The sequence below is a fragment of the Pantoea sp. GCM10028869 genome (assembly GCF_042666835.1).
In the GTDB taxonomy this organism is placed as follows: domain Bacteria; phylum Pseudomonadota; class Gammaproteobacteria; order Enterobacterales; family Enterobacteriaceae; genus Pantoea; species Pantoea leporis.
Map to the genome: position 1 here is coordinate 216,528 of NZ_JBHTGO010000002.1, position 25,685 is coordinate 242,212.

22 protein-coding genes and 3 tRNA genes are annotated in these 25,685 nt (G+C 55.1%); 22 read left to right on the forward strand and 3 right to left on the reverse strand.

Annotated elements, in window-relative coordinates; translation table 11 throughout:
• The first annotated feature begins 4 nt into the window (after positions 1-4).
• From ACFQW4_RS05230 to ACFQW4_RS05320, 19 genes are all read left to right on the forward strand, one after another.
• Positions 5-721, forward strand: coding sequence for a succinate dehydrogenase iron-sulfur subunit (locus tag ACFQW4_RS05230; RefSeq protein ID WP_007890649.1), 717 nt, complete (start codon positions 5-7; stop codon positions 719-721).
• 207 nt (positions 722-928) lie between these two features.
• The gene (sucA, locus tag ACFQW4_RS05235) at positions 929-3,736 is read left to right on the forward strand and encodes a 2-oxoglutarate dehydrogenase E1 component (protein ID WP_110865741.1); all 2,808 of its coding nucleotides are present in this window, start codon (positions 929-931) and stop codon (positions 3,734-3,736) included.
• A 15-nt stretch (positions 3,737-3,751) separates the two neighbouring features.
• Positions 3,752-4,978 carry a 2-oxoglutarate dehydrogenase complex dihydrolipoyllysine-residue succinyltransferase gene (odhB, locus tag ACFQW4_RS05240; RefSeq protein WP_101763215.1) on the forward strand — a complete coding sequence of 409 codons (1,227 nt, stop codon included), beginning with the start codon at positions 3,752-3,754 and terminating at the stop codon, positions 4,976-4,978.
• Positions 4,979-5,038: 60 nt separating this feature from the next.
• On the forward strand, positions 5,039-6,205 hold the full coding sequence (gene sucC, locus ACFQW4_RS05245; RefSeq protein WP_007890646.1) for an ADP-forming succinate--CoA ligase subunit beta: 1,167 nt from the start codon (positions 5,039-5,041) through the stop codon (positions 6,203-6,205).
• On the forward strand, positions 6,205-7,080 hold the full coding sequence (gene sucD, locus ACFQW4_RS05250) for a succinate--CoA ligase subunit alpha (protein ID WP_110865742.1): 876 nt from the start codon (positions 6,205-6,207) through the stop codon (positions 7,078-7,080). Before sucC ends, sucD begins: the two co-directional genes overlap by 1 nt.
• Before the next feature lie 664 nt (positions 7,081-7,744).
• Positions 7,745-9,316, forward strand: coding sequence for a cytochrome ubiquinol oxidase subunit I (gene cydA / locus ACFQW4_RS05255; RefSeq protein WP_377724224.1), 1,572 nt, complete (start codon positions 7,745-7,747; stop codon positions 9,314-9,316).
• 11 nt (positions 9,317-9,327) lie between these two features.
• Positions 9,328-10,467: a cytochrome d ubiquinol oxidase subunit II gene (gene cydB / locus ACFQW4_RS05260; protein ID WP_101763212.1), complete on the forward strand. Its 1,140-nt coding sequence runs from the start codon at positions 9,328-9,330 to the stop codon at positions 10,465-10,467.
• Between the two features lie 15 nt (positions 10,468-10,482).
• Positions 10,483-10,596, forward strand: a complete 114-nt coding sequence (gene cydX / locus ACFQW4_RS05265; RefSeq protein WP_007890642.1) for a cytochrome bd-I oxidase subunit CydX — start codon at positions 10,483-10,485, stop codon at positions 10,594-10,596.
• Positions 10,596-10,889 (forward strand): cyd operon protein YbgE, encoded by a 294-nt coding sequence (gene ybgE / locus ACFQW4_RS05270; RefSeq protein WP_377724227.1) that lies wholly within the window; start codon positions 10,596-10,598, stop codon positions 10,887-10,889. Before cydX ends, ybgE begins: the two co-directional genes overlap by 1 nt.
• A gap of 198 nt (positions 10,890-11,087) precedes the next feature.
• Positions 11,088-11,492 (forward strand): tol-pal system-associated acyl-CoA thioesterase, encoded by a 405-nt coding sequence (ybgC, locus tag ACFQW4_RS05275; protein ID WP_008107385.1) that lies wholly within the window; start codon positions 11,088-11,090, stop codon positions 11,490-11,492.
• Positions 11,489-12,175, forward strand: coding sequence for a Tol-Pal system protein TolQ (gene tolQ / locus ACFQW4_RS05280; protein ID WP_101763210.1), 687 nt, complete (start codon positions 11,489-11,491; stop codon positions 12,173-12,175). Before ybgC ends, tolQ begins: the two co-directional genes overlap by 4 nt.
• Before the next feature lie 13 nt (positions 12,176-12,188).
• Positions 12,189-12,617, forward strand: a complete 429-nt coding sequence (gene tolR / locus ACFQW4_RS05285) for a colicin uptake protein TolR (protein ID WP_008107389.1) — start codon at positions 12,189-12,191, stop codon at positions 12,615-12,617.
• Between the two features lie 26 nt (positions 12,618-12,643).
• On the forward strand, positions 12,644-13,921 hold the full coding sequence (gene tolA / locus ACFQW4_RS05290) for a cell envelope integrity protein TolA (RefSeq protein WP_377724230.1): 1,278 nt from the start codon (positions 12,644-12,646) through the stop codon (positions 13,919-13,921).
• 116 nt (positions 13,922-14,037) lie between these two features.
• Positions 14,038-15,333 carry a Tol-Pal system beta propeller repeat protein TolB gene (gene tolB / locus ACFQW4_RS05295; protein ID WP_101763208.1) on the forward strand — a complete coding sequence of 432 codons (1,296 nt, stop codon included), beginning with the start codon at positions 14,038-14,040 and terminating at the stop codon, positions 15,331-15,333.
• Positions 15,334-15,397: 64 nt separating this feature from the next.
• Positions 15,398-15,916: a peptidoglycan-associated lipoprotein Pal gene (pal, locus tag ACFQW4_RS05300; RefSeq protein WP_101763207.1), complete on the forward strand. Its 519-nt coding sequence runs from the start codon at positions 15,398-15,400 to the stop codon at positions 15,914-15,916.
• A gap of 9 nt (positions 15,917-15,925) precedes the next feature.
• Entirely contained in the window at positions 15,926-16,720 is a 795-nt protein-coding gene (cpoB, locus tag ACFQW4_RS05305) for a cell division protein CpoB (RefSeq protein WP_110865745.1), read from the forward strand.
• Between the two features lie 166 nt (positions 16,721-16,886).
• A tRNA-Lys gene (locus ACFQW4_RS05310) sits at positions 16,887-16,962 on the forward strand.
• A 53-nt stretch (positions 16,963-17,015) separates the two neighbouring features.
• A tRNA-Lys gene (locus ACFQW4_RS05315) sits at positions 17,016-17,091 on the forward strand.
• 27 nt (positions 17,092-17,118) lie between these two features.
• Positions 17,119-17,194 (forward strand) — tRNA-Lys (locus ACFQW4_RS05320).
• A gap of 434 nt (positions 17,195-17,628) precedes the next feature.
• Here the strand turns inward: ACFQW4_RS05320 and ACFQW4_RS05325 are convergent.
• Entirely contained in the window at positions 17,629-19,095 is a 1,467-nt protein-coding gene (locus tag ACFQW4_RS05325) for an AlkA N-terminal domain-containing protein (protein WP_377724688.1), read from the reverse strand.
• Between the two features lie 158 nt (positions 19,096-19,253).
• Here ACFQW4_RS05325 and ACFQW4_RS05330 point away from each other — a divergent pair, with 158 nt between their 5' ends.
• The 3 genes from ACFQW4_RS05330 to pnuC all read left to right on the forward strand — a co-directional run bounded on the left by ACFQW4_RS05330 (position 19,254) and on the right by pnuC (position 21,707).
• Positions 19,254-19,760, forward strand: coding sequence for a methylated-DNA--[protein]-cysteine S-methyltransferase (locus ACFQW4_RS05330; protein WP_222181650.1), 507 nt, complete (start codon positions 19,254-19,256; stop codon positions 19,758-19,760).
• Between the two features lie 135 nt (positions 19,761-19,895).
• On the forward strand, positions 19,896-20,957 hold the full coding sequence (gene nadA, locus ACFQW4_RS05335; protein ID WP_377724232.1) for a quinolinate synthase NadA: 1,062 nt from the start codon (positions 19,896-19,898) through the stop codon (positions 20,955-20,957).
• Positions 20,958-20,984: 27 nt separating this feature from the next.
• Positions 20,985-21,707, forward strand: a complete 723-nt coding sequence (pnuC, locus tag ACFQW4_RS05340) for a nicotinamide riboside transporter PnuC (protein WP_110865748.1) — start codon at positions 20,985-20,987, stop codon at positions 21,705-21,707.
• Here the strand turns inward: pnuC and zitB are convergent.
• Together zitB and ACFQW4_RS05350 are read right to left on the reverse strand one after the other, a co-directional pair.
• Entirely contained in the window at positions 21,701-22,666 is a 966-nt protein-coding gene (gene zitB, locus ACFQW4_RS05345) for a CDF family zinc transporter ZitB (protein ID WP_377724234.1), read from the reverse strand. The genes pnuC and zitB overlap by 7 nt on opposite strands.
• Entirely contained in the window at positions 22,635-25,664 is a 3,030-nt protein-coding gene (locus ACFQW4_RS05350) for an ATP-binding protein (protein WP_377724689.1), read from the reverse strand. Before ACFQW4_RS05350 ends, zitB begins: the two co-directional genes overlap by 32 nt.
• Positions 25,665-25,685: the final 21 nt, after the last annotated feature.

Below are 25,685 nucleotides of genomic sequence, written 5' to 3' on the forward strand. Positions count from 1 at the left end.
CATCATGAGACTCGAATTTTCAATCTATCGTTACAACCCGGAAGTCGATGCCAAGCCGCGCATGCAGGAGTACACCCTGGAGTCGGAAGATGGTCGCGACATGATGCTGTTGGATGCGCTGATCCGTCTGAAAGAGAAAGACCCTACGCTGGCTTTTCGTCGCTCTTGCCGTGAAGGCGTGTGCGGTTCAGATGGTCTGAACATGAACGGTAAAAATGGTTTGGCGTGTATCACGCCGATCTCTGCGCTGGGCAACGGTTCGAAGAAAATTGTTATCCGTCCACTGCCAGGTTTGCCGGTGATCCGCGACCTCGTGGTAGACATGGGACAATTCTATGCACAGTATGAGAAGATTAAGCCTTTCCTGTTGAATAATGGGGAAAATCCACCGGCGCGCGAGCATTTACAGAGCCCAGCCGAGCGTGAGCATCTGGACGGTTTGTATGAGTGTATTCTCTGCGCCTGTTGCTCAACGTCGTGCCCGTCGTTCTGGTGGAATCCGGACAAGTTTGTCGGGCCGGCTGGCCTGCTGGCCGCTTACCGTTTCCTGATCGACAGCCGCGACACGGAAACCAATGCGCGTCTCGACAATCTCAACGATGCTTTCAGTGTTTTCCGCTGTCACAGCATCATGAACTGTGTGAGCGTGTGCCCGAAAGGCCTAAACCCTACGCGCGCCATTGGCCATATTAAGTCGATGCTGCTGCAACGCGGGGCGTAACAGAAAAAGTCACTCTCCGGGAACCTGGGTTCCCGGATGTTTACGGAAGCCTCTATAAGCGCGGTGCTGACCACGCTTATAAAGGTTCCCTTACGAGCCAGGCGCCGGTAGCGCACAGGTTCGTATCGCTGAACTCACTACGGCAAGCCGCGTAAGCGGTAAAAAATGAAACCTCATAAAAAGCAGATTAATGCTTAAGGGATCACAATGCAGAACAGCGCGATGAAACCCTGGCTGGACTCCTCCTGGCTGGCCGGCGCGAACCAATCTTACATAGAGCAGCTCTATGAGGATTTCCTGACCGATCCTGACTCAGTTGATGACATGTGGCGCGAGCTGTTCCAACAGCTGCCGGGCACTGGCGTGAAACCTGAGCAATTTCACTCCACCACGCGTGACTACTTCCGCCGCCTGGCTAAAGACGCTACGCGTTACACATCAACCGTGACCGATCCGGCAACCAACTCCAAACAGGTAAAAGTGCTGCAGCTGATTAATGCGTTCCGCTTCCGCGGCCATCAGCATGCAAACCTCGATCCGCTTGGCCTGTGGAAACAGGACACGGTAGCCGACCTCGATCCGGCTTATCACGATCTGACCGACGCCGATTTTCAGGAAAGCTTTAACGTAGGCTCTTTTGCTATCGGCAAAGAGACCATGAAGCTGGCGGATCTGTTTGCGGCGCTGCAGCAGACTTACTGTGGCTCGATTGGTGCTGAGTACATGCACATCAACAACACCGACGAGAAGCGCTGGATTCAGCAGCGTCTGGAATCGGTGGTGGGCCACGCGTCTTTCAGCAGTGACGAGAAAAAAGGTTTCCTGAAAGAGCTGACCGCGGCAGAAGGCCTGGAAAAATATCTGGGTGCAAAATTCCCGGGTGCGAAGCGCTTCTCGCTGGAAGGCGGCGATGCACTGGTGCCCATGCTGCGCGAGATGATTCGTCACGCGGGCAAGAGCGGTACGCGCGAAGTGGTGCTGGGTATGGCGCACCGCGGTCGTCTCAACGTACTGATCAACGTATTAGGTAAGAAGCCGCAGGATCTGTTCGACGAATTCTCCGGCAAGCACAAAGAACACCTCGGCACCGGCGACGTGAAGTACCACATGGGCTTCTCGTCTGACGTGGAAACCGAAGGCGGCTTAGTGCACCTGGCGCTGGCGTTCAACCCGTCGCATCTGGAAATCGTAAGCCCGGTAGTGATGGGTTCGGTGCGTGCGCGTTTAGATCGTTTGGCTGAGCCAAGCAGCAACAAAGTTCTGCCTATCACCATTCACGGTGATGCCGCTGTTATTGGTCAGGGCGTGGTGCAGGAAACCCTGAACATGTCGCAGGCGCGTGGCTACGAAGTGGGCGGTACCGTTCGCATCGTGATCAACAACCAGGTTGGTTTCACCACCTCCAACCCGAAAGATGCGCGCTCTACGCCGTACTGTACGGATATCGGCAAGATGGTGCTGGCACCGATTTTCCACGTTAACGCGGACGATCCGGAAGCCGTAGCCTTTGTGACGCGCCTGGCGCTGGATTATCGCAACACCTTTAAACGTGATGTCTTCATCGACCTGGTGTGCTATCGCCGTCACGGCCACAACGAAGCCGACGAGCCAAGTGCAACGCAGCCGTTGATGTACCAGAAAATCAAAAAGCATCCGACGCCGCGTAAACTCTATGCCGATCAGCTGGAAAGCGAAGGCGTAGCGACCAGCGAAGATGCCACCGAGATGGTCAATCTCTATCGCGACGCGTTGGATGAAGGCGAATGCGTGGTGCCAGAGTGGCGTCCGATGAGCCTGCACTCATTCACCTGGTCGCCGTATCTGAACCACGAGTGGGACGAAAGCTACCCGGCGACCGTGGAACTGAAACGCCTGCAGGAACTGGCGCGCCGCATCAGCAGCGTACCGGAATCGGTAGAAGTGCAGTCTCGCGTTGCCAAGATCTACAACGATCGTAAAGAGATGGCCGAAGGCAACAAAGCGTTCGACTGGGGCGGTGCAGAAAACCTCGCCTATGCCACGCTGGTTGACGAGGGGATTCCGGTGCGTCTTTCCGGTGAAGATACCGGTCGCGGGACCTTCTTCCACCGTCATGCGGTAATCCACAACCAGACCAACGGGTCAACCTACACGCCGCTGCACCATGTCCATAACGGCCAGGGCCAGTTCAAAGTGTGGGATTCCGTGCTGTCTGAAGAAGCGGTACTGGCTTTCGAATACGGTTATGCCACCGCAGAACCGCGCGTGCTGACCATCTGGGAAGCGCAGTTCGGCGATTTCGCCAATGGCGCGCAGGTCGTGATCGACCAGTTCATCAGCTCCGGCGAACAGAAATGGGGCCGTATGTGTGGCCTGGTCATGTTGCTACCGCACGGTTATGAAGGCCAGGGTCCTGAGCACTCCTCAGCGCGTCTGGAGCGCTATTTGCAACTCTGTGCTGAACAGAACATGCAGGTGTGCGTGCCTTCTACGCCAGCGCAGGTTTACCACATGCTGCGTCGTCAGGCGCTGCGCGGTATGCGCCGTCCGCTGATCGTCATGTCACCGAAATCACTGCTGCGTCATCCGCTGGCGATTTCCAGCCTGGAAGAGTTGGCCACAGGCAGCTTCCAGCCAGCGATTGGTGAGATCGACGATCTCGATCCACAACAGGTAAAACGCGTGGTGCTGTGTTCGGGCAAGGTTTATTACGATCTGCTGGAGCAGCGTCGTAAAAACGAGCAGACCGACGTGGCCATCGTGCGTATCGAACAACTCTATCCGTTCCCGCACAAAGTCGTGCAGGACGTATTGAAAAACTATGCTCATGTGCAGGATTTCGTCTGGTGTCAGGAAGAGCCGCTGAATCAGGGCGCATGGTATTGCAGTCAGCATCATTTCCGCGAAGTGGTTCCATTTGGTGCGTCACTGCGTTATGCAGGCCGTCCGGCTTCTGCTTCACCGGCCGTGGGCTACATGTCCGTACATCAAAAACAGCAGCAAGACCTGGTTAATGACGCGCTGAACCTTGGTTAATAAAAAGGAAAGAAAATGAGTAGCGTAGAAATTCTCGTTCCCGATTTGCCTGAATCCGTAGCGGACGCAACGGTTGCAACCTGGCACAAAAAACCTGGCGACTCTGTGAGCCGCGATGAAGTACTGGTAGAGATTGAAACTGACAAAGTGGTTCTGGAAGTGCCTGCTTCAGCGGATGGCATCCTGGAAGCCGTGCTGGAAGAGGAAGGCGCTACCGTCACTTCTCGTCAGATTCTGGGCCGTCTGAAAGAGGGCAACAGCGGCGGGAAAGAGACTGCGGCCAAAGCGGAAAGCAACGAATCTACACCGGCACAGCGCCAGACCGCTTCGCTGGAAGAAGAGAGCAACGATGCGCTCAGCCCAGCGGTACGCCGCCTGATTGCTGAAAACAACCTCGATGCCAGCCAGATCAAAGGCACCGGCGTTGGTGGCCGTCTGACGCGTGAAGATGTGGAAAAACATCTGGCGAAGAAAGCTGACGGTGGCAAAGCTGCACCGGCTGCCGCGCCAGCCGCTGCTGCACCGCAGGCCGCTGTGGCTAACCGCAGCGAAAAACGCGTACCGATGACACGTCTGCGTAAGCGTGTTGCCGAGCGTCTGCTGGAAGCGAAAAACAGCACCGCGATGTTGACCACGTTCAACGAAATCAACATGAAGCCAATCATGGATCTGCGCAAGCAGTACGGCGATGCGTTCGAGAAACGTCACGGCGTGCGTCTGGGCTTCATGTCCTTCTACATCAAAGCGGTAGTGGAAGCGCTGAAACGCTTCCCGGAAGTGAACGCGTCTATTGATGGCGAAGATGTGGTTTACCACAACTATTTCGATGTGAGCATTGCGGTTTCTACCCCGCGTGGTCTGGTTACGCCGGTGCTGAAAGATGTTGATGCACTGAGCATGGCTGACATTGAGAAGAAAATTAAAGAGCTGGCGGTGAAAGGCCGTGACGGCAAGTTGACGGTTGAAGAGCTGACCGGCGGTAACTTCACTATCACCAACGGTGGTGTGTTTGGTTCGCTGATGTCTACGCCAATCATCAACCCGCCGCAGAGCGCGATTCTCGGCATGCACGCCATCAAAGATCGCCCAATGGCGGTTAATGGTCAGGTTGTGATTCTGCCAATGATGTATCTGGCGCTCTCTTACGATCACCGTTTGATTGATGGTCGTGAATCCGTTGGCTATCTGGTGGCGGTGAAAGAGATGCTGGAAGATCCAGCTCGCCTGCTGCTGGACGTCTAATTTCGCCGGGCGCGCGGTGTGAAGGCGCGCCCAAACTCATACCTGAATGGATAGAACATCATGAATTTACATGAATACCAGGCGAAGCAGCTGTTTGCACGCTATGGCATGCCAGCACCGACAGGCTACGCCTGCACCACGCCACGTGAAGCTGAAGAAGCCGCGTCTAAAATTGGCGCAGGTCCGTGGGTAGTGAAATGTCAGGTTCATGCCGGTGGCCGCGGTAAAGCGGGCGGCGTGAAAGTGGTGAACAGCAAAGAGGACATTCGTGCTTTTGCTGAACACTGGCTGGGCAAACGTCTGGTGACCTATCAAACTGATGCGCACGGTCAGCCGGTAAACCAGATTCTGGTTGAAGCTGCGACGGATATCGATCAGGAGCTGTATCTGGGTGCGGTTGTTGACCGTGCTACCCGTCGTGTCATCTTCATGGCTTCGACAGAAGGCGGTGTTGAGATTGAGAAAGTGGCAGAAGAAACACCACACTTGATCCACAAAATGGCGCTGGATCCATTAGCGGGTCCACAGCCGTATCAGGGCCGCGAGTTGGCGTTCAAACTCGGCCTGACCGGTAAGCAAGTTAGCCAGTTCACTAAAATCTTCATGGGTCTGGCGACCATGTTCCTTGAGCGCGATCTGGCGATGGTTGAGATCAACCCGCTGGTGATCACCAAGCAGGGCGATCTGATCTGCCTCGACGGCAAATTGGGTGCAGACGGCAACGCACTGTTCCGTCAGCCGGAACTGCGTGAAATGCGCGATCCGAGCCAGGAAGATCCACGTGAAGCACACGCTACGCAGTGGGAACTGAACTACGTTGCGCTGGATGGCAACATCGGCTGTATGGTGAACGGCGCCGGTCTGGCGATGGGCACCATGGACATCGTGAAACACCACGGTGGTGAGCCAGCAAACTTCCTGGACGTTGGCGGCGGCGCAACCAAAGAGCGCGTCACCGAAGCCTTCAAAATCATTCTGTCTGACGATGCAGTGAAAGCCGTGTTCGTTAACATCTTCGGCGGCATTGTGCGTTGCGATCTGATCGCAGACGGCATCATCGGTGCCGTGGCAGAAGTGGGTGTCAACGTGCCGGTTGTGGTACGTCTGGAAGGTAACAACGCCGAGCTGGGCGCTAAGAAATTGGCGGACAGCGGTCTGAACATCATTGCAGCAACCAGCCTGACAGACGCTGCACAGCGTGTTGTAGCTGCAGCGGAGGGTAAATAATGTCCATTTTGATCGACAAAAACACCAAAGTCATTTGCCAGGGTTTCACCGGTGGTCAAGGGACGTTCCACTCTGAGCAGGCGCTGGCTTACGGTACGCAGCTGGTTGGCGGTGTAACGCCAGGCAAAGGCGGCACCACGCATCTCGGCCTGCCGGTGTTCAACACCGTACGTGAAGCAGTAGAAGCCACCGGCGCAACCGCCACCGTGATCTACGTTCCAGCGCCGTTCTGCAAAGACGGTATCCTGGAAGCGATCGATGCGGGCATTAAACTGATCATCACTATCACCGAAGGTATCCCAACGCTGGATATGCTGACCGTGAAAGTGAAGCTGGATGAAGCTGGCGTGCGCATGATCGGCCCGAACTGCCCAGGCGTGATCACGCCAGGCGAATGTAAGATCGGTATCATGCCAGGCCACATTCACCAGCCAGGCCGCGTAGGTATCGTATCGCGTTCAGGTACGCTGACTTATGAAGCCGTTAAGCAGACCACTGACATCGGCTACGGCCAGTCAACCTGCGTAGGTATCGGTGGTGACCCGATCCCTGGCTCTAACTTCATCGATATCCTGAAATTATTCCAGGAAGATCCACAGACCGAAGCGATCGTGATGATCGGTGAGATCGGTGGTAGCGCGGAAGAAGAAGCAGCAGCTTACATCAAAGCCCACGTGACCAAGCCGGTTGTCGGCTACATCGCCGGTGTGACTGCACCGAAAGGCAAACGTATGGGCCACGCAGGCGCCATCATTGCCGGTGGTAAAGGTACCGCTGATGAGAAATTTGCTGCGCTGGAAGCGGCCGGTGTGAAAACCGTACGCAGCCTGGCAGACATTGGTGACGCGGTTAAAGCGGTTTTACCACTCAAATAAGCCAATACAGACTGACAATGAAAAGCCACCTTCGGGTGGCTTTTTTTTTGGTAATAACCCGCCTGAAAGAGAGGGAAAAAAGCGCAACGGCTTCAAAAAATTGCGGCTATGCTTACTCTGTCATCAAGGTAAAGAAGGGAAAAGGCGCTGGATTTTTGTCAAGCAATTGGCGTGCGACTTTCCAAAATGAGGTTAAATAATTGCGGAAAAGGTAATTATATTCTTAATAATATGATGATGTTGTGACATCTAATTAACAACCACTTTAACACTACATATCCGGAAATTTATTGTCTTAATCTAGATCAATAATTGGCGACTTATAGGAAACTTTACCGCTAGCAAAAGGCCGACTAACCGGTATAAATTGCGCTGCATCAATTCAGTCTTCGTCATAATTTATCAGGAGTTTGTGCCAGGCGTTGTTATATCAATTCTGCCGCCTCCTCGTGTTACTCCTGCTTTAAATTGACTGAAAAGATCGGTTTTTAAGGGAATTTTATCACTGTTACTCGCTCTCTTCGGGCAACAGCTTTCTCTGTTCTATCAGTAACAAAACTGGAATCAATAATCAGTCGTTCCTGAATCTTGTTCTGCGCGTCAATGTCTGTTGTTTGCCGTTGTCATCCGCAGGGGAAGTTCATGCGAGGAGCAAGGAGTCATCATGTTAGATATTGTCGAGCTGTCGCGTTTACAGTTTGCCCTGACGGCGATGTACCATTTCCTGTTCGTGCCATTAACGCTGGGTATGGCGTTTTTATTGGCGATCATGGAAACGGTATATGTCCTGACGGGGAAACAAATTTATAAAGATATGACCAAGTTCTGGGGCAAGTTGTTTGGTATTAACTTTGCACTCGGCGTGGCTACCGGCCTGACCATGGAATTCCAGTTCGGTACCAACTGGTCATATTATTCACACTATGTCGGCGATATCTTCGGTGCGCCGCTCGCCATCGAAGGTTTAATGGCGTTCTTCCTCGAATCCACCTTTGTTGGCCTGTTCTTCTTCGGCTGGGATCGCCTCGGTAAGGTGCAACACCTTGCGGTGACCTGGCTGGTGGCGCTCGGTTCGAACATGTCCGCGCTGTGGATTCTGGTGGCGAACGGCTGGATGCAAAACCCCATTGCATCGGAATTCAATTTCGAAACCATGCGTATGGAGATGTTGAGTTTCTCCGAGCTGGTGCTGAACCCGGTTGCGCAGGTGAAGTTTGTCCATACCGTGGCCGCCGGTTACACCACGGGCGCGATGTTCATCCTTGGTATCAGCGCATGGTATCTGCTGAAAGGGCGCGACATTGCTTTCGCTAAACGCTCTTTCGCCATCGCAGCCAGTTTCGGTATGGCGGCGATTCTGTCAGTGATCGTACTGGGTGACGAATCCGGTTATGAAATCGGTGACGTGCAGAAAACCAAACTGGCGGCAATTGAAGCGGAATGGGAAACCCAACCGGCTCCGGCTGCGTTTACGCTGTTTGGTATTCCGGATCAGGAGACGCAGGAAAATAAATATGCGATTCAGATTCCGTATCTGCTCGGCCTGATCGCCACGCGTTCAGTGGATACGCCGGTCACCGGTTTGAAAGAGCTGCTGGCACAACATGAAGTGCGTATTCGTAATGGCATGAAAGCCTACGCGCTGCTGAACGAACTGCGTGGTGGCAGCAAAGATCCTGAGGTGCGCAGCCAGTTTGAAGCCAGCAAACAGGATCTCGGTTATGGCCTGCTGCTGAAGCGCTATACGCCGGATGTGGCTAACGCCAGCGAAGAGCAGATTCAGAAAGCGACACAGGATTCGATCCCACGCGTTGCGCCACTGTACTTCGCCTTCCGCATCATGGTGCTGGGCGGTGTGCTGATGCTGGGCATTATTGCGCTCTCCTTCTGGAGCGTGATTCGTAACCGCATCGGTAAGTGTCGCTGGTTACTGAAAGCCGCGTTGTACGGCATTCCATTGCCGTGGATCGCGATTGAAGCGGGTTGGTTCGTTGCTGAGTATGGTCGCCAGCCGTGGGCAATTGGTGAGGTGCTGCCAACCGCGGTCGCTAACTCCTCATTGACCGTCGGCGATCTGCTGTTCTCAATGACATTGATTTGCGGTCTCTACACCTTGTTCCTCGTGGCGGAAATGTACCTGATGTTCAAGTTCGCGCGCCTCGGTCCGAGCAGCCTGAAAACCGGCCGCTATCATCATGAAACGCTGAAGACATCATCTCAGCCGGCGCGTGGATAAGGAGAGCGACCATGTTTGATTACGAAGTATTGCGCTTTGTCTGGTGGCTGCTGATTGGCGTGTTGCTGATCGGTTTCGCGGTCACCGATGGCTTTGATATGGGCGTTGGTATGCTGACGCGCATTCTGGGTCGTACTGATACCGAACGTCGCATCATGATTAATACCATTGCGCCGCACTGGGACGGAAACCAGGTTTGGCTGATCACCGCCGGTGGCGCGCTGTTTGCTGCCTGGCCAATGGTTTATGCCGCTGCGTTCTCCGGCTTCTACGTGGCGATGATTCTGGTGCTGGCTTCACTGTTCTTCCGTCCGGTCGGATTTGATTACCGTTCAAAGATTGAAGATATGCGCTGGCGCGGCATGTGGGATTGGGGCATTTTCATCGGCAGCTTTGTTCCGCCGCTGGTGATTGGTGTGGCGTTCGGCAACCTGCTGCAAGGGGTGCCGTTCCATGCTGACGAATATCTGCGCCTCTTCTATACCGGCAATTTCTTCCAGTTGCTGAACCCGTTTGGCTTGCTGGCGGGTGTGGTGAGTGTGGCGATGATCCTGACGCAAGGCGCAACCTATCTGCAGATGCGTACTGCCGGTGAGTTACACGTCCGCAGCCGCAGCACCGCGCAAATCTCGGCGCTGGTAATGATGGTGTGCTTCATTCTCGCGGGTGTGTGGGTGAAATACGGCATCGACGGTTATGTGCTGAAAAGCGTTATCGATCATCACGCGGCATCCAACCCGTTGGGTAAAGATGTGGTGCGTGAAGCCGGTGCGTGGATGGTGAACTTCGATCAGATGCCAGTGCTGTGGCTGTTCCCGCTGTTGGGCGTGGTGTTGCCGCTGCTGACCATTCTCTGCTCGCGTATCGAGAAGGGCGCTCTGGCGTTTATCTCGTCTTCATTGACCTTAGCTTGCGTGATCATGACGGCCGGGATTGCGATGTTCCCCTTTATCATGCCATCCAGCACCGTGCCGGGCATCAGCCTGACCATGTGGGATGCCACGTCTAGCCTTCTGACGCTGAAAGTGATGACCATTGCCGCCATCATCTTTGTACCGATTATCCTGGCGTACACCGCCTGGTGTTATTACAAGATGTTTGGCCGTATCACCAAAGAACACATTGAGAGCAATACGCACTCCCTGTACTGATTAAGGAGATTGAGCATGTGGTATTTTGCCTGGATTCTTGGCACCTTGCTGGCCTGTGCGTTCGGTGTGATTACGGCGCTGGCGCTGGAGCACGTTGAAGAGAGCAGCGCGAAGGACGAGCAAGTCTGATGCGCACACTGATTCAGACGCTTTATCGTCTGATGGACAAGGGCCCGCTTCGGGCCCTTTCGCTAATCCTCGCGCTGTGGCTGGCGGGCTGTGTCATTTGGCAGCCTGCACGCTTTGCCGCGCGTACCAGTGATTTAGCGATATGGCATGGAATGCTGCTGATTTGGGCCGTTTGTACCGGCGTGATTCACGGCACCGGATTTCGCCCGCAGCGCCTGCGCTGGCAAGCGCTCTTCTCGCCGTTGCCCGCGATGATAGTTTTAGTGGCAGGAATTTTCTGGTTCTACTATTAAGTCCAGGCTCAGGACTTAAAAACGCCGCAATTTCAGACGCTGACGTGAGGTTTTGTCAGCATCCGGTCAAGAAACATCCTATAAATCCTTCCAGTTGTTAACCTGTGATAATTATTTTCTCGCGGCGTCAGCGGACCATTCCCAAGCCGATCTCTCTTGCGTATAGTAGCAACGTTTAAAATGAGACCGGGATGTAGAGTGAGTACAACGCTGTTTCGCTGGCCGGTTCGTGTCTATTACGAAGACACCGATGCCGGTGGTGTGGTTTACCACGCCAGTTATCTTGCTTTCTATGAACGAGCACGTACCGAAATGTTGCGCCAGCACCATTTCAATCAGCAGGTCCTGTTGGAAGAGCAGGTGGCTTTTGTGGTACGACGCATGACGATCGATTTTGTTGCGGCTGCACGTCTGGACGATCTTTTGGAAATTCAAACAGAAGTGACCTCAATGACGCGTGCAACGATGACGTTCTCGCAGCGTATCGTGAATGCAGAAGGCAAAGTGCTAAATGAAGCAGAAGTCCTGATTGCCTGCATCAACCCACATCTAATGAAGCCAATTGCGCTTCCCAAGTCTATTGTCGCGGAGTTCAAGCAGTGACTGACATGAATGTTCTTGATTTGTTCCTGAAGGCGAGCCTTCTGGTCAAACTTATCATGTTGATTTTGATCGGCTTTTCTATTGCCTCATGGGCGATCATTATTCAGCGTACGCGCATTTTGAATGCGGCGGGGCGCGAAGCCGAAGCGTTTGAAGATAAGTTCTGGTCGGGTATCGAGCTGTCACGCCTGTATCAGGAAAGCCAGGGACGCCGCGATGAACTGAGCGGATCTGAGCAAATTTTCTATTCGGGTTTCAAAGAGTTTGCGCGTTTGCATCGTGCTAACAACCATGCGCCAGAAGCGGTCGTTGAGGGCGCGAGCCGTGCGATGCGTATCTCCTTCAATCGTGAACTGGAAACGCTGGAAACTCACATTCCTTTCCTTGGCACCGTTGGCTCCATCAGTCCGTATATCGGTCTGTTTGGTACGGTGTGGGGGATCATGCACGCCTTTATCGCCCTCGGTGCGGTAAAACAGGCCACGCTGCAGATGGTTGCACCGGGTATTGCCGAAGCGTTGATCGCTACCGCAATCGGTCTGTTTGCGGCCATTCCTGCCGTTATGGCGTACAACCGTCTGAACCAGCGCGTTAACAAGCTGGAACAGGGCTACGACAACTTCATGGAAGAGTTCACGGCTATCCTGCATCGTCAGGCTTTCTCCACCGACAACACGAAGTAAGTCGAGGTTTACGATGGCCAGAACCCGTGGTCGCGGTAAACGCGACCTTAAGTCGGAAATCAACATTGTTCCACTGCTGGACGTGCTGTTGGTGTTGCTGCTCATCTTTATGGCAACCGCGCCGATTATTACCCAGAGCGTGGAAGTGGATCTGCCGGATGCGACAGATTCAAAAACCGTCTCAACTGATGATAATCCACCGGTGATTGTTGAAGTGTCTGGTGTTGGCCAGTACAGCCTGGTGGTGGATCACGATCGTATGACGCAATTACCGCCGGAGCAGGTGGTGAGCGAAGCGCAGCGCCGGATTGAAGCCAATCCGAAAACGGTCTTCCTGATCGGCGGTGCGAAAGACGTCCCTTACGACGAAATCATCAAGGCGCTGAACCTGTTACATCAGGCAGGCGTGAAATCTGTCGGTTTGATGACGCAGCCGATTTAAAGCGAACCGTTTTTTGGGAACCGAGTGTGTCGAAGGCAACCGAGCAGAACGACAAGTTAAAGCGCGCGATAATCGTTTCGGTGATTCTGCACATCGTGCTGATCGCCCTACTGATTTGGAGCTCGTTTAACGAAAAAATCGAATCCAGCGGCGGTGGCGGTGGCAGTGATATTGACGCAGTGATGGTCGATTCCGGCGCCGTGGTTGAGCAGTATAACCGCCAGCAGAATCAGCAACGAGACAGTCAGCGCGCCGAGCAGCAGCGTCAGAAGCAGTCGCAGCAGCAGGCCGAAGAGTTACAGCAGAAACAAGCTGCTGAGCAGCAGCGCCTGAAAGAGATGGAAAAAGAGCGCTTGCAGGCCCAGCAGGAAGCCAAAGAGCAGGCGAAGCAGCAGGCCGAGCAGCAGAAAGCCGCTGAAGCCGCCGCTAAGCAAGCCCAGGAACAGCAGAAAACTGCCGAAGCCGCCGCAGCGAAAGCCAAGGCTGATGCCAAAGCGGAAGCTGATGCGCAGGCAAAAGCAGCGGCTGACGCCAAAGCCAAAGCGGTAGAAGAAGCCAAGCAAGCCGCAGCTGACGCGAAGAAGAAAGCAGAAGAGCAGGCGAAAGCCGCTGCCGCTGAAGCAGCGAAAGAGAAAGCGGCGCAGCAGGCAAAAGCGGCCGCAGATTCGAAAGCCAAAGCGGACGCTGAAGCCAAAGCGCAGGCTGCTGCCGATGCCAAGGCGAAAGCGGCTCAGGAAGCCAAAGAGGCTAAAGAGCAAGCGGCTGCTGAGGCGAAGGAAAAAGCCGCAGCAGAAGCCAAAGAGAAGGCTGCCGCCGAGGCGAAAGCCAAGGCCGATGCGGCTGCTAAGGCAAAAGCGGATGCAAAAGCGAAAGCGGCTGCGGATGCCAAAAAAGCCGCCGCTGAAGCTGCGAAGAACGAAAATGCGGTTGATGACCTGTTAGGTGGTTTGTCTTCTGGTAAGAATGCACCGAAAAGCGGCACCGCATCGGGTGGCGCTGCAGGGCAGGGCAATCAGAAGAAAGCGGGCGCGTCAGGCGCAGATATCAATAATTATCTGGGGCAAGTGGTCGGGGCGATTCAGAGCCGTTTCTACGATGCAGATTTGTACAAAGGTAAAGAGTGTAACCTGCGTATTAAACTGGCACCGGATGGTTTGCTGATTGACGTTAAATCGGAAGGTGGCGACCCCGCCTTGTGTCAGGCGGCAATTGCTGCCGCGAAGCAGGCGCGGATTCCGAAGCCGCCTTCGCAGGCGGTGTATGAAGTGTTTAAAAACGCACCGATGCGTTTCAAACCAGAATAATGCAGTAACGTACGGCAGGTTGAACTAAGGTTAGCTTGCCATACTCTATGAGTACTCGTGTTTTTCAGGAACTGTGCGAATTATCATGAACCTCTGGTTCAGGTAAGGGAGAAAAAATGAAGCAGGCACTTCGTGTAACCTTAGGTTTTTTTGTACTGCTGTGGGCAGCAATGCTTCATGCAGAAGTCCGTATTGAAATTACGCAGGGCGTTAACACCGCACGTCCTATTGGTGTGGTTCCGTTCCAATGGGCTGGCCCAGGCGCGGCACCAGAAGACATCGGCGGGATCGTCTCTGCTGACTTACGTAACAGCGGTAAATTCAATCCGCTCGATCGTTCTCGTCTGCCACAACAGCCAGCCAGCGCGCAGGAAGTTCAACCTGCCGCATGGAGCGCATTGGGTATTGATGCGGTTGTGGTTGGTCAGGTAACGCCTAACGCTGACGGCAGCTATCAAGTTGCCTATCAGCTGGTGGACACCGGCGGCGCGCCAGGCACCGTGCTGGCGCAGAACTCTTATAAAGTGACTAAGCAGTGGCTGCGTTACGCAGCGCACACCGCCAGTGACGAAGTGTTCGAAAAGCTGACCGGCATCAAAGGCGCATTCCGTACCCGCATTGCCTATGTGGTGCAGACCAATGGCGGTCAGTTCCCGTATGAGTTGCGCGTGTCGGATTACGATGGCTACAACCAGTTTGTGGTTCACCGTTCACCGCAGCCATTGATGTCTCCGGCCTGGTCGCCAGATGGCAGCAAAGTGGCTTACGTGACCTTCGAAAGCGGCAAATCTGCGCTGGTGGTTCAGACGCTGTCTAACGGTGCAATCCGTCAGGTGGCTTCTTATCCGCGTCACAACGGTGCGCCAGCCTTCTCACCAGATGGTTCTAAACTGGCCTTCGCGCTGTCGAAAACCGGTAGTCTGAACCTGTATGTGATGGATCTGGCTTCTGGTCAGACGCGTCAGGTGACCGATGGTCGCTACAACAGCACTGAACCAACGTGGTTCCCGGACAGCCAGACACTGGCTTACACCTCGGATCAGGCCGGTGCGCCCCAGATTTATAAAGTTGGTATCAACGGCGGTGCGCCACAACGTATTACCTGGGAAGGTGCGCAAAACCAGGATGCGGATGTGTCAACCGACGGCAAAACTATGGTGATGATCAGCAGCGCCGGTGGCGCTCAGCACGTCGCCAAACAGGATCTGGTAACGGGAGCCGTTCAAACAATAACGGACACGTTCCTGGATGAAACGCCGAGTCTGGCGCCAAACGGCACAATGGTAATCTATAGCTCTACTCAGGGGATGGGTTCCGTGTTGCAATTGGTTTCAACCGACGGGCGTTTCAAAGCGCGTCTTCCGGCAACTGATGGACAGGTCAAATTCCCTGCCTGGTCGCCGTATCTGTGATGCATAGGTCCCCTGCACGGCGGGGGATTAAAATGTATGGCAAACAAAATAATAGGATAAAGAAATGCAACTGAACAAAGTGCTGAAGGGTTTGATGCTGGCTCTGCCGGTTATCGCAGTAGCTGCATGTAGCTCACACAAAAACAACAACAACGATCAGACTGGCATGGGCGCTAACGACGGTGCTTACGGTGCTGGTCAGAACGGCGGTAACATGTCTTCTGATGAGCAAGCGCGTCTGCAGATGCAGCAGCTGCAGCAGAACAACATCGTTTACTTCGGTCTGGACAAATATGACGTGGCTTCTGACTACGCTCAGATGCTGGATCAGCACGCTGCATTCCTGCGTGGCAACCCGTCTTACAAAGTGACCATCGAAGGTCATGCGGATGAGCGCGGTACCCCAGAATACAACATCGCCCTGGGCGAACGTCGTGCAAGCGCCGTTAAGATGTATCTGCAAGGCAAAGGCGTTTCTGCTGACCAGATGTCTATCGTTTCTTACGGTAAAGAAAAACCAGCTGTACTGGGTCATGACGAAGCGGCTTACGCTAAAAACCGTCGTGCCGTACTGGTTTACTAAGAAAATATCATGATGAGTAACTTCAGACTTCATCTGTTGAGTCTGTCGTTACTGGTTGGTTTAGCGGCTCCTTTGGGGGCCGCTAATGCCCAGGCGTCAATCAGTAGCGTTGGCTCAGGCTCGGTCGAAGACCGCGTCACCACTCTTGAACGTATCTCTAATGCCCAGGCTCAGCTTTTGCAGCAATTGCAGCAGCAGATGAGCGACAACCAAAGCGATATCGATTCGCTGCGCGGGCAAATCCAGCAAAATAGCTATCAGCTTAATCAGGTGATTGAGCGCCAGAAGCAGCTCTATCAGCAAATCGACAGCCTTAGCTCTGGCAGTAACGGTGCGCAGGCGAGCGGTGGTGCTGATGCCGCTGCAGCGGGCGCTGCGGCTTCTGCGGATAGCGGTAGCAGCGCCAGTTCGGCTGCGCCAGCGCAAACCGGCGATGCCAACACGGACTACAATGCTGCGGTTGCGCTGATTCTGGAGAAGAAGCAGTACGATCAGGCGATTACTGCCCTGCAGGCTTGGGTGAAGAAATATCCTGATTCTACCTATCAGCCGAATGCCAATTACTGGCTGGGCCAGCTGTTTTACAACAAGGGCAAAAAAGACGATTCGGCCTATTATTTTGCCACTGTGGTAAAAAATTACGCGAAATCGCCAAAAGCCCCGGAAGCGCTGTTTAAGGTTGGTGTGATCATGCAAGAGAAGAACGACACTGCGAAAGCCAAGGCTGTCTTCCAGCAAGTGATCAAACAATTCCCAAATAGTGATTCCGCTAAGCAGGCGCAAAAACGCCTTGCCGGGTTGTAATTTGTGCCTAAAAGACCGGATTTCGTGTGATTTCTGGTCTTACAGCATGAAAGGTAAGCAATTGAGACATTTAGTGGAAAATAAGGGTTGCGCCCTCCCGCTAAATCAGTAATATATGCCGCCGTTGCCGGGACATATCTTAACAAGTATCGGCAGCACTGAAGATGGGTCGTTAGCTCAGTTGGTAGAGCAGTTGACTTTTAATCAATTGGTCGCAGGTTCGAATCCTGCACGACCCACCATCTCAACCCGTTGTAAGTGAGATGATTTCTTCAGTAAGCTTCACAACCTTGATGGGTCGTTAGCTCAGTTGGTAGAGCAGTTGACTTTTAATCAATTGGTCGCAGGTTCGAATCCTGCACGACCCACCATCAAGTAAAGGTTGTAAGCCCCACAGCGGGTCGTTAGCTCAGTTGGTAGAGCAGTTGACTTTTAATCAATTGGTCGCAGGTTCGAATCCTGCACGACCCACCAGTTATGTAGAAAGGCGCCCTAAAGGCGCCTTTTTGCTTTTCTACGTTTTAATAAAATTTTAGCAATGTGCTTTGGGATGGGTGCCGGGCTCTAAAAGGCGGGACGGATCGCGAAGACACATCACATCCCTGTGGATCGGCCTCGCAAGTCCTCGCCTCATCCATGAGGCTCGCCCGCAAGCGGGCAACGCTTCGCGTTGTGCAAAAACGCTCCCGGCGTTTTTGTCCATGGCTCGGACGCTTCGCTCCTCCGCTCCCGCCTTTTAGAGCTATCAGGCTCAAGAGTCGCTTCTAAATAAGTGCACATATTTGCATGAAGGCGGGGATAAGGGGCGGTGGAGTAAAGCTTCCGGCGCATGGATGCGCCGGCAGAGCCTACAGGGATGTATCCACGGCGACTTTACGTAACCGCCCCTTATTTCCGCCTGAAACGCACTATTTGGATTTCTTAACCGGCGTCAGACTCTTCCAGATATGCAGCACCGCATAGCTGCGCCACGGCCGCCAAACCTGCGATAACTGCTCCGCCACTTTGGCACTCAAGCCGCCGAGATTATTACGAATCGCAATATCCTCTTTGGGAAACGCATCAGGCCAACGCAGCGCGCGCATCGCGATATAACTTGCCGTCCACGGCCCTATGCCTTTCAGCGCCAGTAACTGCTGCTGAACCACGTCCGGATTCACCGCACCGTTAAAGCGTAATGCGCCAGAAGCGCAGGCCTGCGCCAACGCCTGAATGGCATGTGAACGCGCACTGACGATTCCCAGGCTGGCGATATCATCAATGCTCGCCGCCGCCAGCGACTCCGCATTTGGCGGCAAACGCGAAAGTTCTGACCACGGCGTCACCAGCGGCTCACCAAAGCGCTGTGCCATTCGGCTGCTTAGCGTGGTTGCAGCTTTCACGGTAACCTGCTGGCCGAGTATCGCGCGCACACCCAACTCAAAGCCGTCAAACGCACCAGGAACGCGTAAGCCGGGAAAGCGCGATAAGCTCTCGGCTAATAACGGATCGTGGCTTAAATGCTCTGCTATGCGCTGTGGCTGCGCATCCAAATCAAATAGATCGCGTAGACGACGCAGCAAAGCGGGCAGCACTGGCGTCAGCGACGTTGTGAATTGCACCTTCAGCGACTGTTTCTCCGCAACATGGCTCACACGCACCCAGCCGCGACAGTTGCCCAGCGCCACGGTGCGGTGATACATGCCCTCGTTCACCCATTCCACCTCCTTCATCACGCGCTGTTGCAGGAAATCGAGCATCGCATCCCAATCGTAAGGCGGCCGATAACTCAGGCGCAGTTCGGCGCTCTCCTGCGTGGTTTTCACGGCGTCGGGTTGATTCTGCTTACGCAGGCGGGAGGGCGTCATGCGATAGCGCGCCTGGAACACATCGTTAAAGCGCCTCAAACTGCGGAAGCCGCTCGCGTAGGCAATTTCCGTGACTGGCAGAGAGGTTTCTGTCAAAAGTTGCTTGGCCAGCAGCATACGACGCGTCTGACGCAGCTCTAGAGGCGATACGCCGAGCTCCTGCTGCACCACGCGACGCAATTGACGTTCACTGAGGTCAAACTCGCCAGCGATGTCTGCCAGCGTCTCCTGCTCTTCCAGTAAGCCCTCTTCGATGCGGCGAATCAAACGATCGGCAATGCGGTGATGGCTATCCACCGGCGCAGAGCCGGGCGCCAGTTCCGGACGGCAGCGTAAACACGGACGGAAGTGCGCTTTCTCGGCGGCCTCTGCGCTGCTAAAAAACAGGCAGTTCTTCTGCATCGGCGCTTTCACTGGACAAATGGGGCGGCAATAAATGCCGGTGGATGTCACGCCAACAAAAAACAGCCCGTCGAAGCGGCTATCGCGCGACGTCAGCGCCTGGTACGCAATTTCAGCATCAAACATCATCGTCTCCGGCAAATAAACGGCATGGTCGCGCAAGCTGAACAGGAAAACTCGCTGCTTTCGGACAGCTAACCAGTTTATGCTGATGGCCGAAAACAGCCAGTTTCCTGCGACGGAAATGCGATAATCGCCAGCAGAGAATATGCCGGAGGTGCACCATGTATCATGCCAAAATCATCGCGACGCCCGTTGGTGAGCTCACGCTTGTTGCCACCGATAAAGGATTGTCGGCGATTCTGTGGGAAAACGAAGGGGCGCAGCGCGTGCCGCTGAAGCCGATCAACCGTAACGATCAGCATCCGATTCTGTGTGAAGCCGAACGCCAGCTGCGCGAATATTTCGCCGGTGAGCGTCAGCAGTTTGATATGCCGTACGACACCGTCGGCACCGAGTTCCAGAAAAAAGTGTGGCAGGCGCTGCTCACCATCCCGTTTGGAGAAACGCGCAGCTACCTGCAAATCGCCGAGCAGATCGGCAATCCGAAAGCGGTGCGCGCCGTGGGCGCAGCGAACGGTAAAAATCCGCTGTCGATTATGGCGCCGTGCCATCGCGTTATTGGCAGCAACGGCAAACTCACCGGTTTTGCAGGCGGGCTCACCGTTAAAGCCTTCCTGCTGGAGCTGGAAAGTCCGCAGAAAACGTTGAGCAGCGCGTTGTTGCTGTAGAGCGCGCAAAAAAGAGACGACACTCTCGCGCAATTCCGCTATCGTGTTTAGCATATAAAACACGATAGCGGTTTTGATGCCGCATCATTGCCGTAACCGGCAATTTTGTTAAATTGAGAAAACGAGAGCCGTGTCATGAGCCTGATGTTCGATCCTGAAAGCGCGATCTATCCTTTCCCGCCGAAACCGGCACGTCTCAGCGACGATGAAAAAGCCCACTACAAAAACAAAATCAAACGCTTGCTGAAAGAACGCGATGCGGTGATGGTGGCGCATTACTACACCGATCCCGAAATTCAGGCGCTGGCGGAAGAGACCGGCGGCTGCGTATCGGACTCACTGGAAATGGCGCGTTTCGGCAGCACCCATCCCGCTAAAACCTTGCTGGTTGCGGGCGTGCGTTTTATGGGTGAAACCGCAAAAATTCTTAGCCCGGAAAAAACCGTGCTGATGCCCACCTTGCAGGCGGAATGCTCGCTCGATCTCGGTTGCCCAATTGAAGAATTTAACCGCTTCTGCGATCAGCATCCCGATCGCACGGTGGTGGTGTATGCCAACACTTCGGCGGCGGTTAAGGCGCGTGCGGATTGGGTCGTCACCTCGAGCATCGCAGTTGAGCTGATTGAGCATCTCGACAGCCTCGGCGAAAAAATCATTTGGGCACCGGATCGCCATCTCGGCCGCTACGTCACGCAAAAATCCGGCGCGGATGTGCTGTGCTGGCAGGGTGCCTGTATTGTGCATGACGAATTCAAAACACAGGCTTTGCAACGCATGAAGGCGCTCTATCCGCATGCGGCGGTGCTGGTGCATCCTGAATCACCGCAGGCGATTGTCGATCTGGCTGATGCGGTGGGATCCACCAGTCAGCTGATTCAGGCGGCGCAAAGTTTGCCGCATCCGCAGATGATCGTCGCCACCGATCGCGGCATCTTCTACAAAATGCAGCAGGCGGTGCCGAACAAAGAGTTGCTGGAAGCGCCCACCGCAGGCGAGGGCGCCACCTGCCGCAGCTGTGCGCACTGTCCTTGGATGGCGATGAACGGCCTGAAAGCGATTGCCGAAGGACTGGAGCGTGGCGGCAACGAGCATGAGATTCATGTGGATAGCGCGTTGCGTGAGGCCGCGTTGCTACCGCTCAACCGCATGCTATCCTTTGCTGCAGATCTCAAACTTAAAATCAAAGGGAATGCATGACGGGCTCCCGTTACACAGGCACTTTATATGGACTTCTTTAGCACGCAAAATATTCTGGTTCACATTCCGCTCGGCGTTGGTGGCTACGATCTCTCATGGATCGAAGCCGTTGGCACCCTTGCGGGCCTGCTGTGCATCTGGCTCGCCAGCCTTGAGAAAATCATCAACTACTTTTTCGGGCTGATAAACGTCACGCTGTTCGCGGTGATCTTCTTCCAGATTCAGCTCTACGCCAGCTTGTTGCTGCAACTGTTCTTCTTCGTCGCCAACGTTTACGGCTGGTACGCGTGGAGTCGGCAAACCTCGAACAACGAAACGGAGCTGAGAATTCGCTGGCTGCCGCTGCCGAAAGCATTGGGCTGGGGCGCGGCGTGTGTGGTGGCGATTGCGCTGATGACGGTGTACATCGATCCGGTCTTTGCCTTCCTGACCAAAACAGCGGTCGGCATCATGCAGAGTCTGGGGCTTAACGTGGCGATGCCGCAACTGCAGCCGGATGCGTTCCCATTCTGGGATTCGTGCATGATGGTGCTGTCGATTGTGGCGATGATTTTGATGACGCGAAAATATGTTGAGAACTGGCTGCTTTGGGTGGTGATTAACGTTATCAGCGTGATGATCTTTGCGCGTCAGGGCGTATATGCTATGTCACTGGAGTACGCGATTCTGACGCTGATTGCGCTTAACGGTTCGCGCCTGTGGATGCAAAGCGCACGCGAACATGGCTCGCGCGCGCTGTCCCATCAGTGATGATGAGCGTGACCTTCCAGCGCAGCATGAGCGTGGTGATCGTGCTGCGCGGCGCTATTATCTAAACACAACTCGCAGTCCGGCCCGCTGCACGGCTGATATTCCATCTGCACCGTGACGTGGGCAATCTGATAGTGCTCATGCAAATAGTGGTGAATGCGCTTAAGCAGGCCGTCATGATCGTATGGCGGAATCACCTGCACATGCAGCGTCAGCACCGGTTTTTCACCCACTTGCCACAAATGAACGTGATGCACGTTACGTACTTCATCGATATTGCGCGTCAGCTCGCGTGACAGTTTATCCGCGTTGATATGGCCCGGCGCACCTTCCAGCAACTCATGCAGGCTCTCGCGCAGCAGCGACCAGGCGCTACGTACCACCAGCAATGACACCAGCAGCGACAAAATCGGGTCGATTGGCGTCCAGCCGGTCAGCATGATGATCACCGCCGCGACAATCGCACCGACCGAACCCAGCAAATCGCCCAGCACATGCAATGCCGCCGCACGTACGTTGAGATTCTTCTCTTCGCTGCCGCGATGCAGCAGCCAGAACGACAGCAGATTGGCCAGCAAACCGGCAATGGCGATGCCGAGCATCAATCCGCCGGCAATCGGCTGGGGTTCATAGAAGCGACGCAGCGCTTCCCAGACAATCAGCACCGTAATCACCAATAGCGCAATGGCGTTGACGAACGCCGCTAAGGTGGTGAGACGCAGCAAGCCGAAGGTATGGCGCGCGTTAGGCTTGCGCTGAGCAAACTGCACCGCGAGTAACGCCATCAGCAGCGCGGCGGCATCGGTCAACATATGTCCGGCATCGGCCAGCAGCGCCAGCGAGCCAGAAACCAGCCCGCCGATCACTTCGGCCACCATAAACAGCGCCGTTACGCCAAACGCCGCGGCCAGTCGTTTGCGGTTGCCGTTAGCGGTCCCGTGAGAATGCGTGTGTGCCATAATTATCCAGTTGTTTAAGTAACCTGTTTGTTAATGATATCAGTAAATTGAGATCATCAAGCGGCAACTGCTGCTGTTTAACCTGCTCAATCAACTGCTGACAGCGCTCGGCAACCTCATCCATACCCAGCATCAACCAGCTGCCCTTCATGCGGTGTGCGGCCTGTTCCAGCACCAACCAATTCTGTGTATCGCGCGCGTTCAACAGCAAATCCCGATCCTGTTGCAGCGTGCGCTGCAAGGTTTGACAGATGCGCGGAATAAATGCCTGATTATCCTGCGCCAGAATCAGTAAGCTGTTTGGCAAGACATCCAATGGATCTTTTACGGCGCGCGCCAGCAGCGGTGCCAGATGATCGAGCTCAATGGGTTTGAGCAGCAGAGCTTCGTCATCCAGCAAGGCGATTTTCAGCAACTGAACATCTGCAGAGCAGAGCACGCGCAGCGAGGTGCTGCCGCGCTGGCGCTGACGACGGCGCAGAATACGCAGCAGCGTTAAACCATCCGGGCGCGGCATCATCTGGTCGATAAACAGAATATCGAAGGCGCGCTGAGCATCGGCGCGCAGCAGCGCTCGGCCCTCTTCAAATACCTGCGCCTCAACGCCAAACATCGCCAGCTGCTGCTGCATCACCAAAAGATTGGTCGGGTGATCGTCCACAATCGCCACGCGCAGCTGCGGGTAAACAGGCCAGCTGGCTGTGCGCTCGGTTAACGGCTCTTGGCTCACGACTAATGGCAACTGCACGCTGACCGTGGTGCCGCTGCCCGATGCTGAAGTGAGCGTTAGCGTACCGCCCATTCGTTGCACAATCTCGCGACAGATAAACAAACCTAAGCCGCTGCCTTGCACCGCATGGCTTTTGCCGGACGGCGCCTGATACCACGGCTCAAACAGTTTTGCCTGCTCGTTAAGCGGGATGCCGCTGCCGGTGTCGGTGACCGTAAGCTGGATGTGCTCACTGACCGCCAGCGACAGGCGCACTTCGCCTTCGCGGGTAAACTTAAGGGCGTTGGCCACCAGATTATTCACTACCTGCTGCAGGCGATCGCCATCCAGCAACACGCTGGCAGGCAGCGGCGTCAGCGCTTCGGCAATCAGGTTCGGCCCGGCATCGCGCATTAAGGGATGATAAAACTGCTGCTGTTGCTGCAGCCAGAGCGTCAGATTGAGCGGACGCGGCGCCAGACGGAAGCTCTGGCTCTCAATACGCGCGTGATCCTGCAAGTCGTTCAATAGCGCCATCAGCGACCGCGCGCTGCTGTGCATCAGCGCCAGCCGTTCACTCGGATGCTGCTGCTGTTCCAGCTCCAGCAAACCGAGTATCGCCTGCATCGGCGTGCGCAGTTCGTGGCTGGCAGTGGCAAGAAACTGGCTTTTGGCGGCATTGGCGCGTTCGGCCTGCTCACGCTGCAATCGGTCACGGCGCTGCTGCCAGTAACGACGCGCCAGCAAGCCCAACAGCAACAGAATAATTACGCCTGCCGCAAGCAAAATCATCAGCGGAATATTGCGCATCGCCATCGTCGTGCCGGGCTGCGGCGGCTGTGACCAGCTGACGCGCATCTGGTTGAGCGTATCAGGCGGGATTTGCTGCAATGCATGGTCGAGCAGGGCGCGCAGCTCAGGCTGTTCAGCACTGACCTGCGGCGCCAGCGGCCAGGCGATATCGCTGGCAGCAAAAGCCAGATGCACACGATTATCTTCGTGACTCGCCATACGCCAGCGGGCAGAGAGCACGTTATCTACCAGCGCATCGATCTGACCGTTATTCAGCGCTTGCCACAGCTGCGTCCGATCGTCGAACGGCTGCGGCGTAATACCTGACGGCAGCAAACGTATGGCGAGATCGTCGCGTAATACGCCCACGCGCTGGCCTTGTAACGATTGCCAGTTCATTGGCTGATGCGTGGCAAGCGTGTAAATGCCCCAAATGGCGCGCCATACCGGCAAAGTATTGCTGCCGGGATCGTCGCCATACAGCGGCTGCAACAGGTTGAGCATCACCTGCTGTTGCTGCAGTAGCGTGGCGGCCTGCTGCGGATTGTTGACCCAGCGCGGGGTAAAACGCAGGCCGGTACTTTGGCTCAGCGCGTTCAGCATGTCGATGCCGAAGCCGCGCGCGTTGCCGCTGCTGTCGCGATAACTCCAGGGCGCGTTATCCGCCTCAACCGCATACGGAATCTCAGTATGTTGCGCCAGCCACTGCTTTTCGCTGGCCGACAGCATCAGAGTTTGTGTGTCCTGATAACGCAGCAGCGGCGGGCTCCAGCGCTGCTGGACCCGACTGCTGAACTCGGCGGGCAGCAGGCGCAGCTGGCTGTTAAGCCAGTGGATCAGCGCGGCATTGCGCGTCATTGCGCGTAGCGTTAATTCGCCCGCGCCAGGATCGGCAGTGATTTGGTAAATTTGTCCTTGCTGCAGCTGGCCCAGCAAGAAACCGGCGCTGGCTTCATCGGCGACCAGATAATCGCTTTGCTGATTGAGCAGCGCATACAGCGCCTGCAGATCGCCCGGCAAGGTGTGCCAGCGATGCTGCTGCACAAATTCAGTGGGCAACTGCGCCAGCGTCGCTTCGGCAATGGTGAGCTGCGCGGTTTCGCTATTGAACATCACCGCGCGCTGATTATCCCGGTTGCGATAGATGCGAATCGGGCTGCTGTACCAGCTGTCGCTGAGCAGCACATCGGATGGGAGCTGGGCATGTTGATTACTTAACACCAAATCCACCTCGCCGCGCTGCAAGGCTGCCAGTTGCTGCGCGCGATCGGCATAGCTTTGCAGCGTGAAATGCGTACCGGTCAACTGGCTTAGGGCGCTGAGATAGTCGGCGTCGATGCCCCAGATGTGATCGCCAATACGCATCGCCCAGGGTGCGCTGTTTTGTGCCGGCACCGCGACGCGCAACGTTGCGCCAGGCCACGGCTCGGCGTGTGGGGCCGGCATCATCGCGGGTAGCATCACGCTGCTGGCGGGTTGCAGATCGGCTTTCGCCATCACACTCAGCAGCAGCGTACA

What these genes read in the sequence shown, in the direction of transcription:
- ACFQW4_RS05230 (WP_007890649.1), top strand. Translation starts at nt 5, where the DNA reads ATGAGACTCGAATTTTCAATCTATCGTTACAACCCGGAAGTCGATGCC.
- sucA (WP_110865741.1), top strand. Translation starts at nt 929, where the DNA reads ATGCAGAACAGCGCGATGAAACCCTGGCTGGACTCCTCCTGGCTGGCC.
- odhB (WP_101763215.1), top strand. Translation starts at nt 3,752, where the DNA reads ATGAGTAGCGTAGAAATTCTCGTTCCCGATTTGCCTGAATCCGTAGCG.
- sucC (WP_007890646.1), top strand. Translation starts at nt 5,039, where the DNA reads ATGAATTTACATGAATACCAGGCGAAGCAGCTGTTTGCACGCTATGGC.
- sucD (WP_110865742.1), top strand. Translation starts at nt 6,205, where the DNA reads ATGTCCATTTTGATCGACAAAAACACCAAAGTCATTTGCCAGGGTTTC.
- cydA (WP_377724224.1), top strand. Translation starts at nt 7,745, where the DNA reads ATGTTAGATATTGTCGAGCTGTCGCGTTTACAGTTTGCCCTGACGGCG.
- cydB (WP_101763212.1), top strand. Translation starts at nt 9,328, where the DNA reads ATGTTTGATTACGAAGTATTGCGCTTTGTCTGGTGGCTGCTGATTGGC.
- cydX (WP_007890642.1), top strand. Translation starts at nt 10,483, where the DNA reads ATGTGGTATTTTGCCTGGATTCTTGGCACCTTGCTGGCCTGTGCGTTC.
- ybgE (WP_377724227.1), top strand. Translation starts at nt 10,596, where the DNA reads ATGCGCACACTGATTCAGACGCTTTATCGTCTGATGGACAAGGGCCCG.
- tolR (WP_008107389.1), top strand. Translation starts at nt 12,189, where the DNA reads ATGGCCAGAACCCGTGGTCGCGGTAAACGCGACCTTAAGTCGGAAATC.
- tolB (WP_101763208.1), top strand. Translation starts at nt 14,038, where the DNA reads ATGAAGCAGGCACTTCGTGTAACCTTAGGTTTTTTTGTACTGCTGTGG.
- pal (WP_101763207.1), top strand. Translation starts at nt 15,398, where the DNA reads ATGCAACTGAACAAAGTGCTGAAGGGTTTGATGCTGGCTCTGCCGGTT.
- cpoB (WP_110865745.1), top strand. Translation starts at nt 15,926, where the DNA reads ATGATGAGTAACTTCAGACTTCATCTGTTGAGTCTGTCGTTACTGGTT.
- ACFQW4_RS05325 (WP_377724688.1), bottom strand. Translation starts at nt 19,095, where the DNA reads ATGTTTGATGCTGAAATTGCGTACCAGGCGCTGACGTCGCGCGATAGC.
- ACFQW4_RS05330 (WP_222181650.1), top strand. Translation starts at nt 19,254, where the DNA reads ATGTATCATGCCAAAATCATCGCGACGCCCGTTGGTGAGCTCACGCTT.
- nadA (WP_377724232.1), top strand. Translation starts at nt 19,896, where the DNA reads ATGAGCCTGATGTTCGATCCTGAAAGCGCGATCTATCCTTTCCCGCCG.
- pnuC (WP_110865748.1), top strand. Translation starts at nt 20,985, where the DNA reads ATGGACTTCTTTAGCACGCAAAATATTCTGGTTCACATTCCGCTCGGC.
- zitB (WP_377724234.1), bottom strand. Translation starts at nt 22,666, where the DNA reads ATGGCACACACGCATTCTCACGGGACCGCTAACGGCAACCGCAAACGA.
- ACFQW4_RS05350 (WP_377724689.1), bottom strand. Translation starts at nt 25,664, where the DNA reads ATGGCGAAAGCCGATCTGCAACCCGCCAGCAGCGTGATGCTACCCGCG.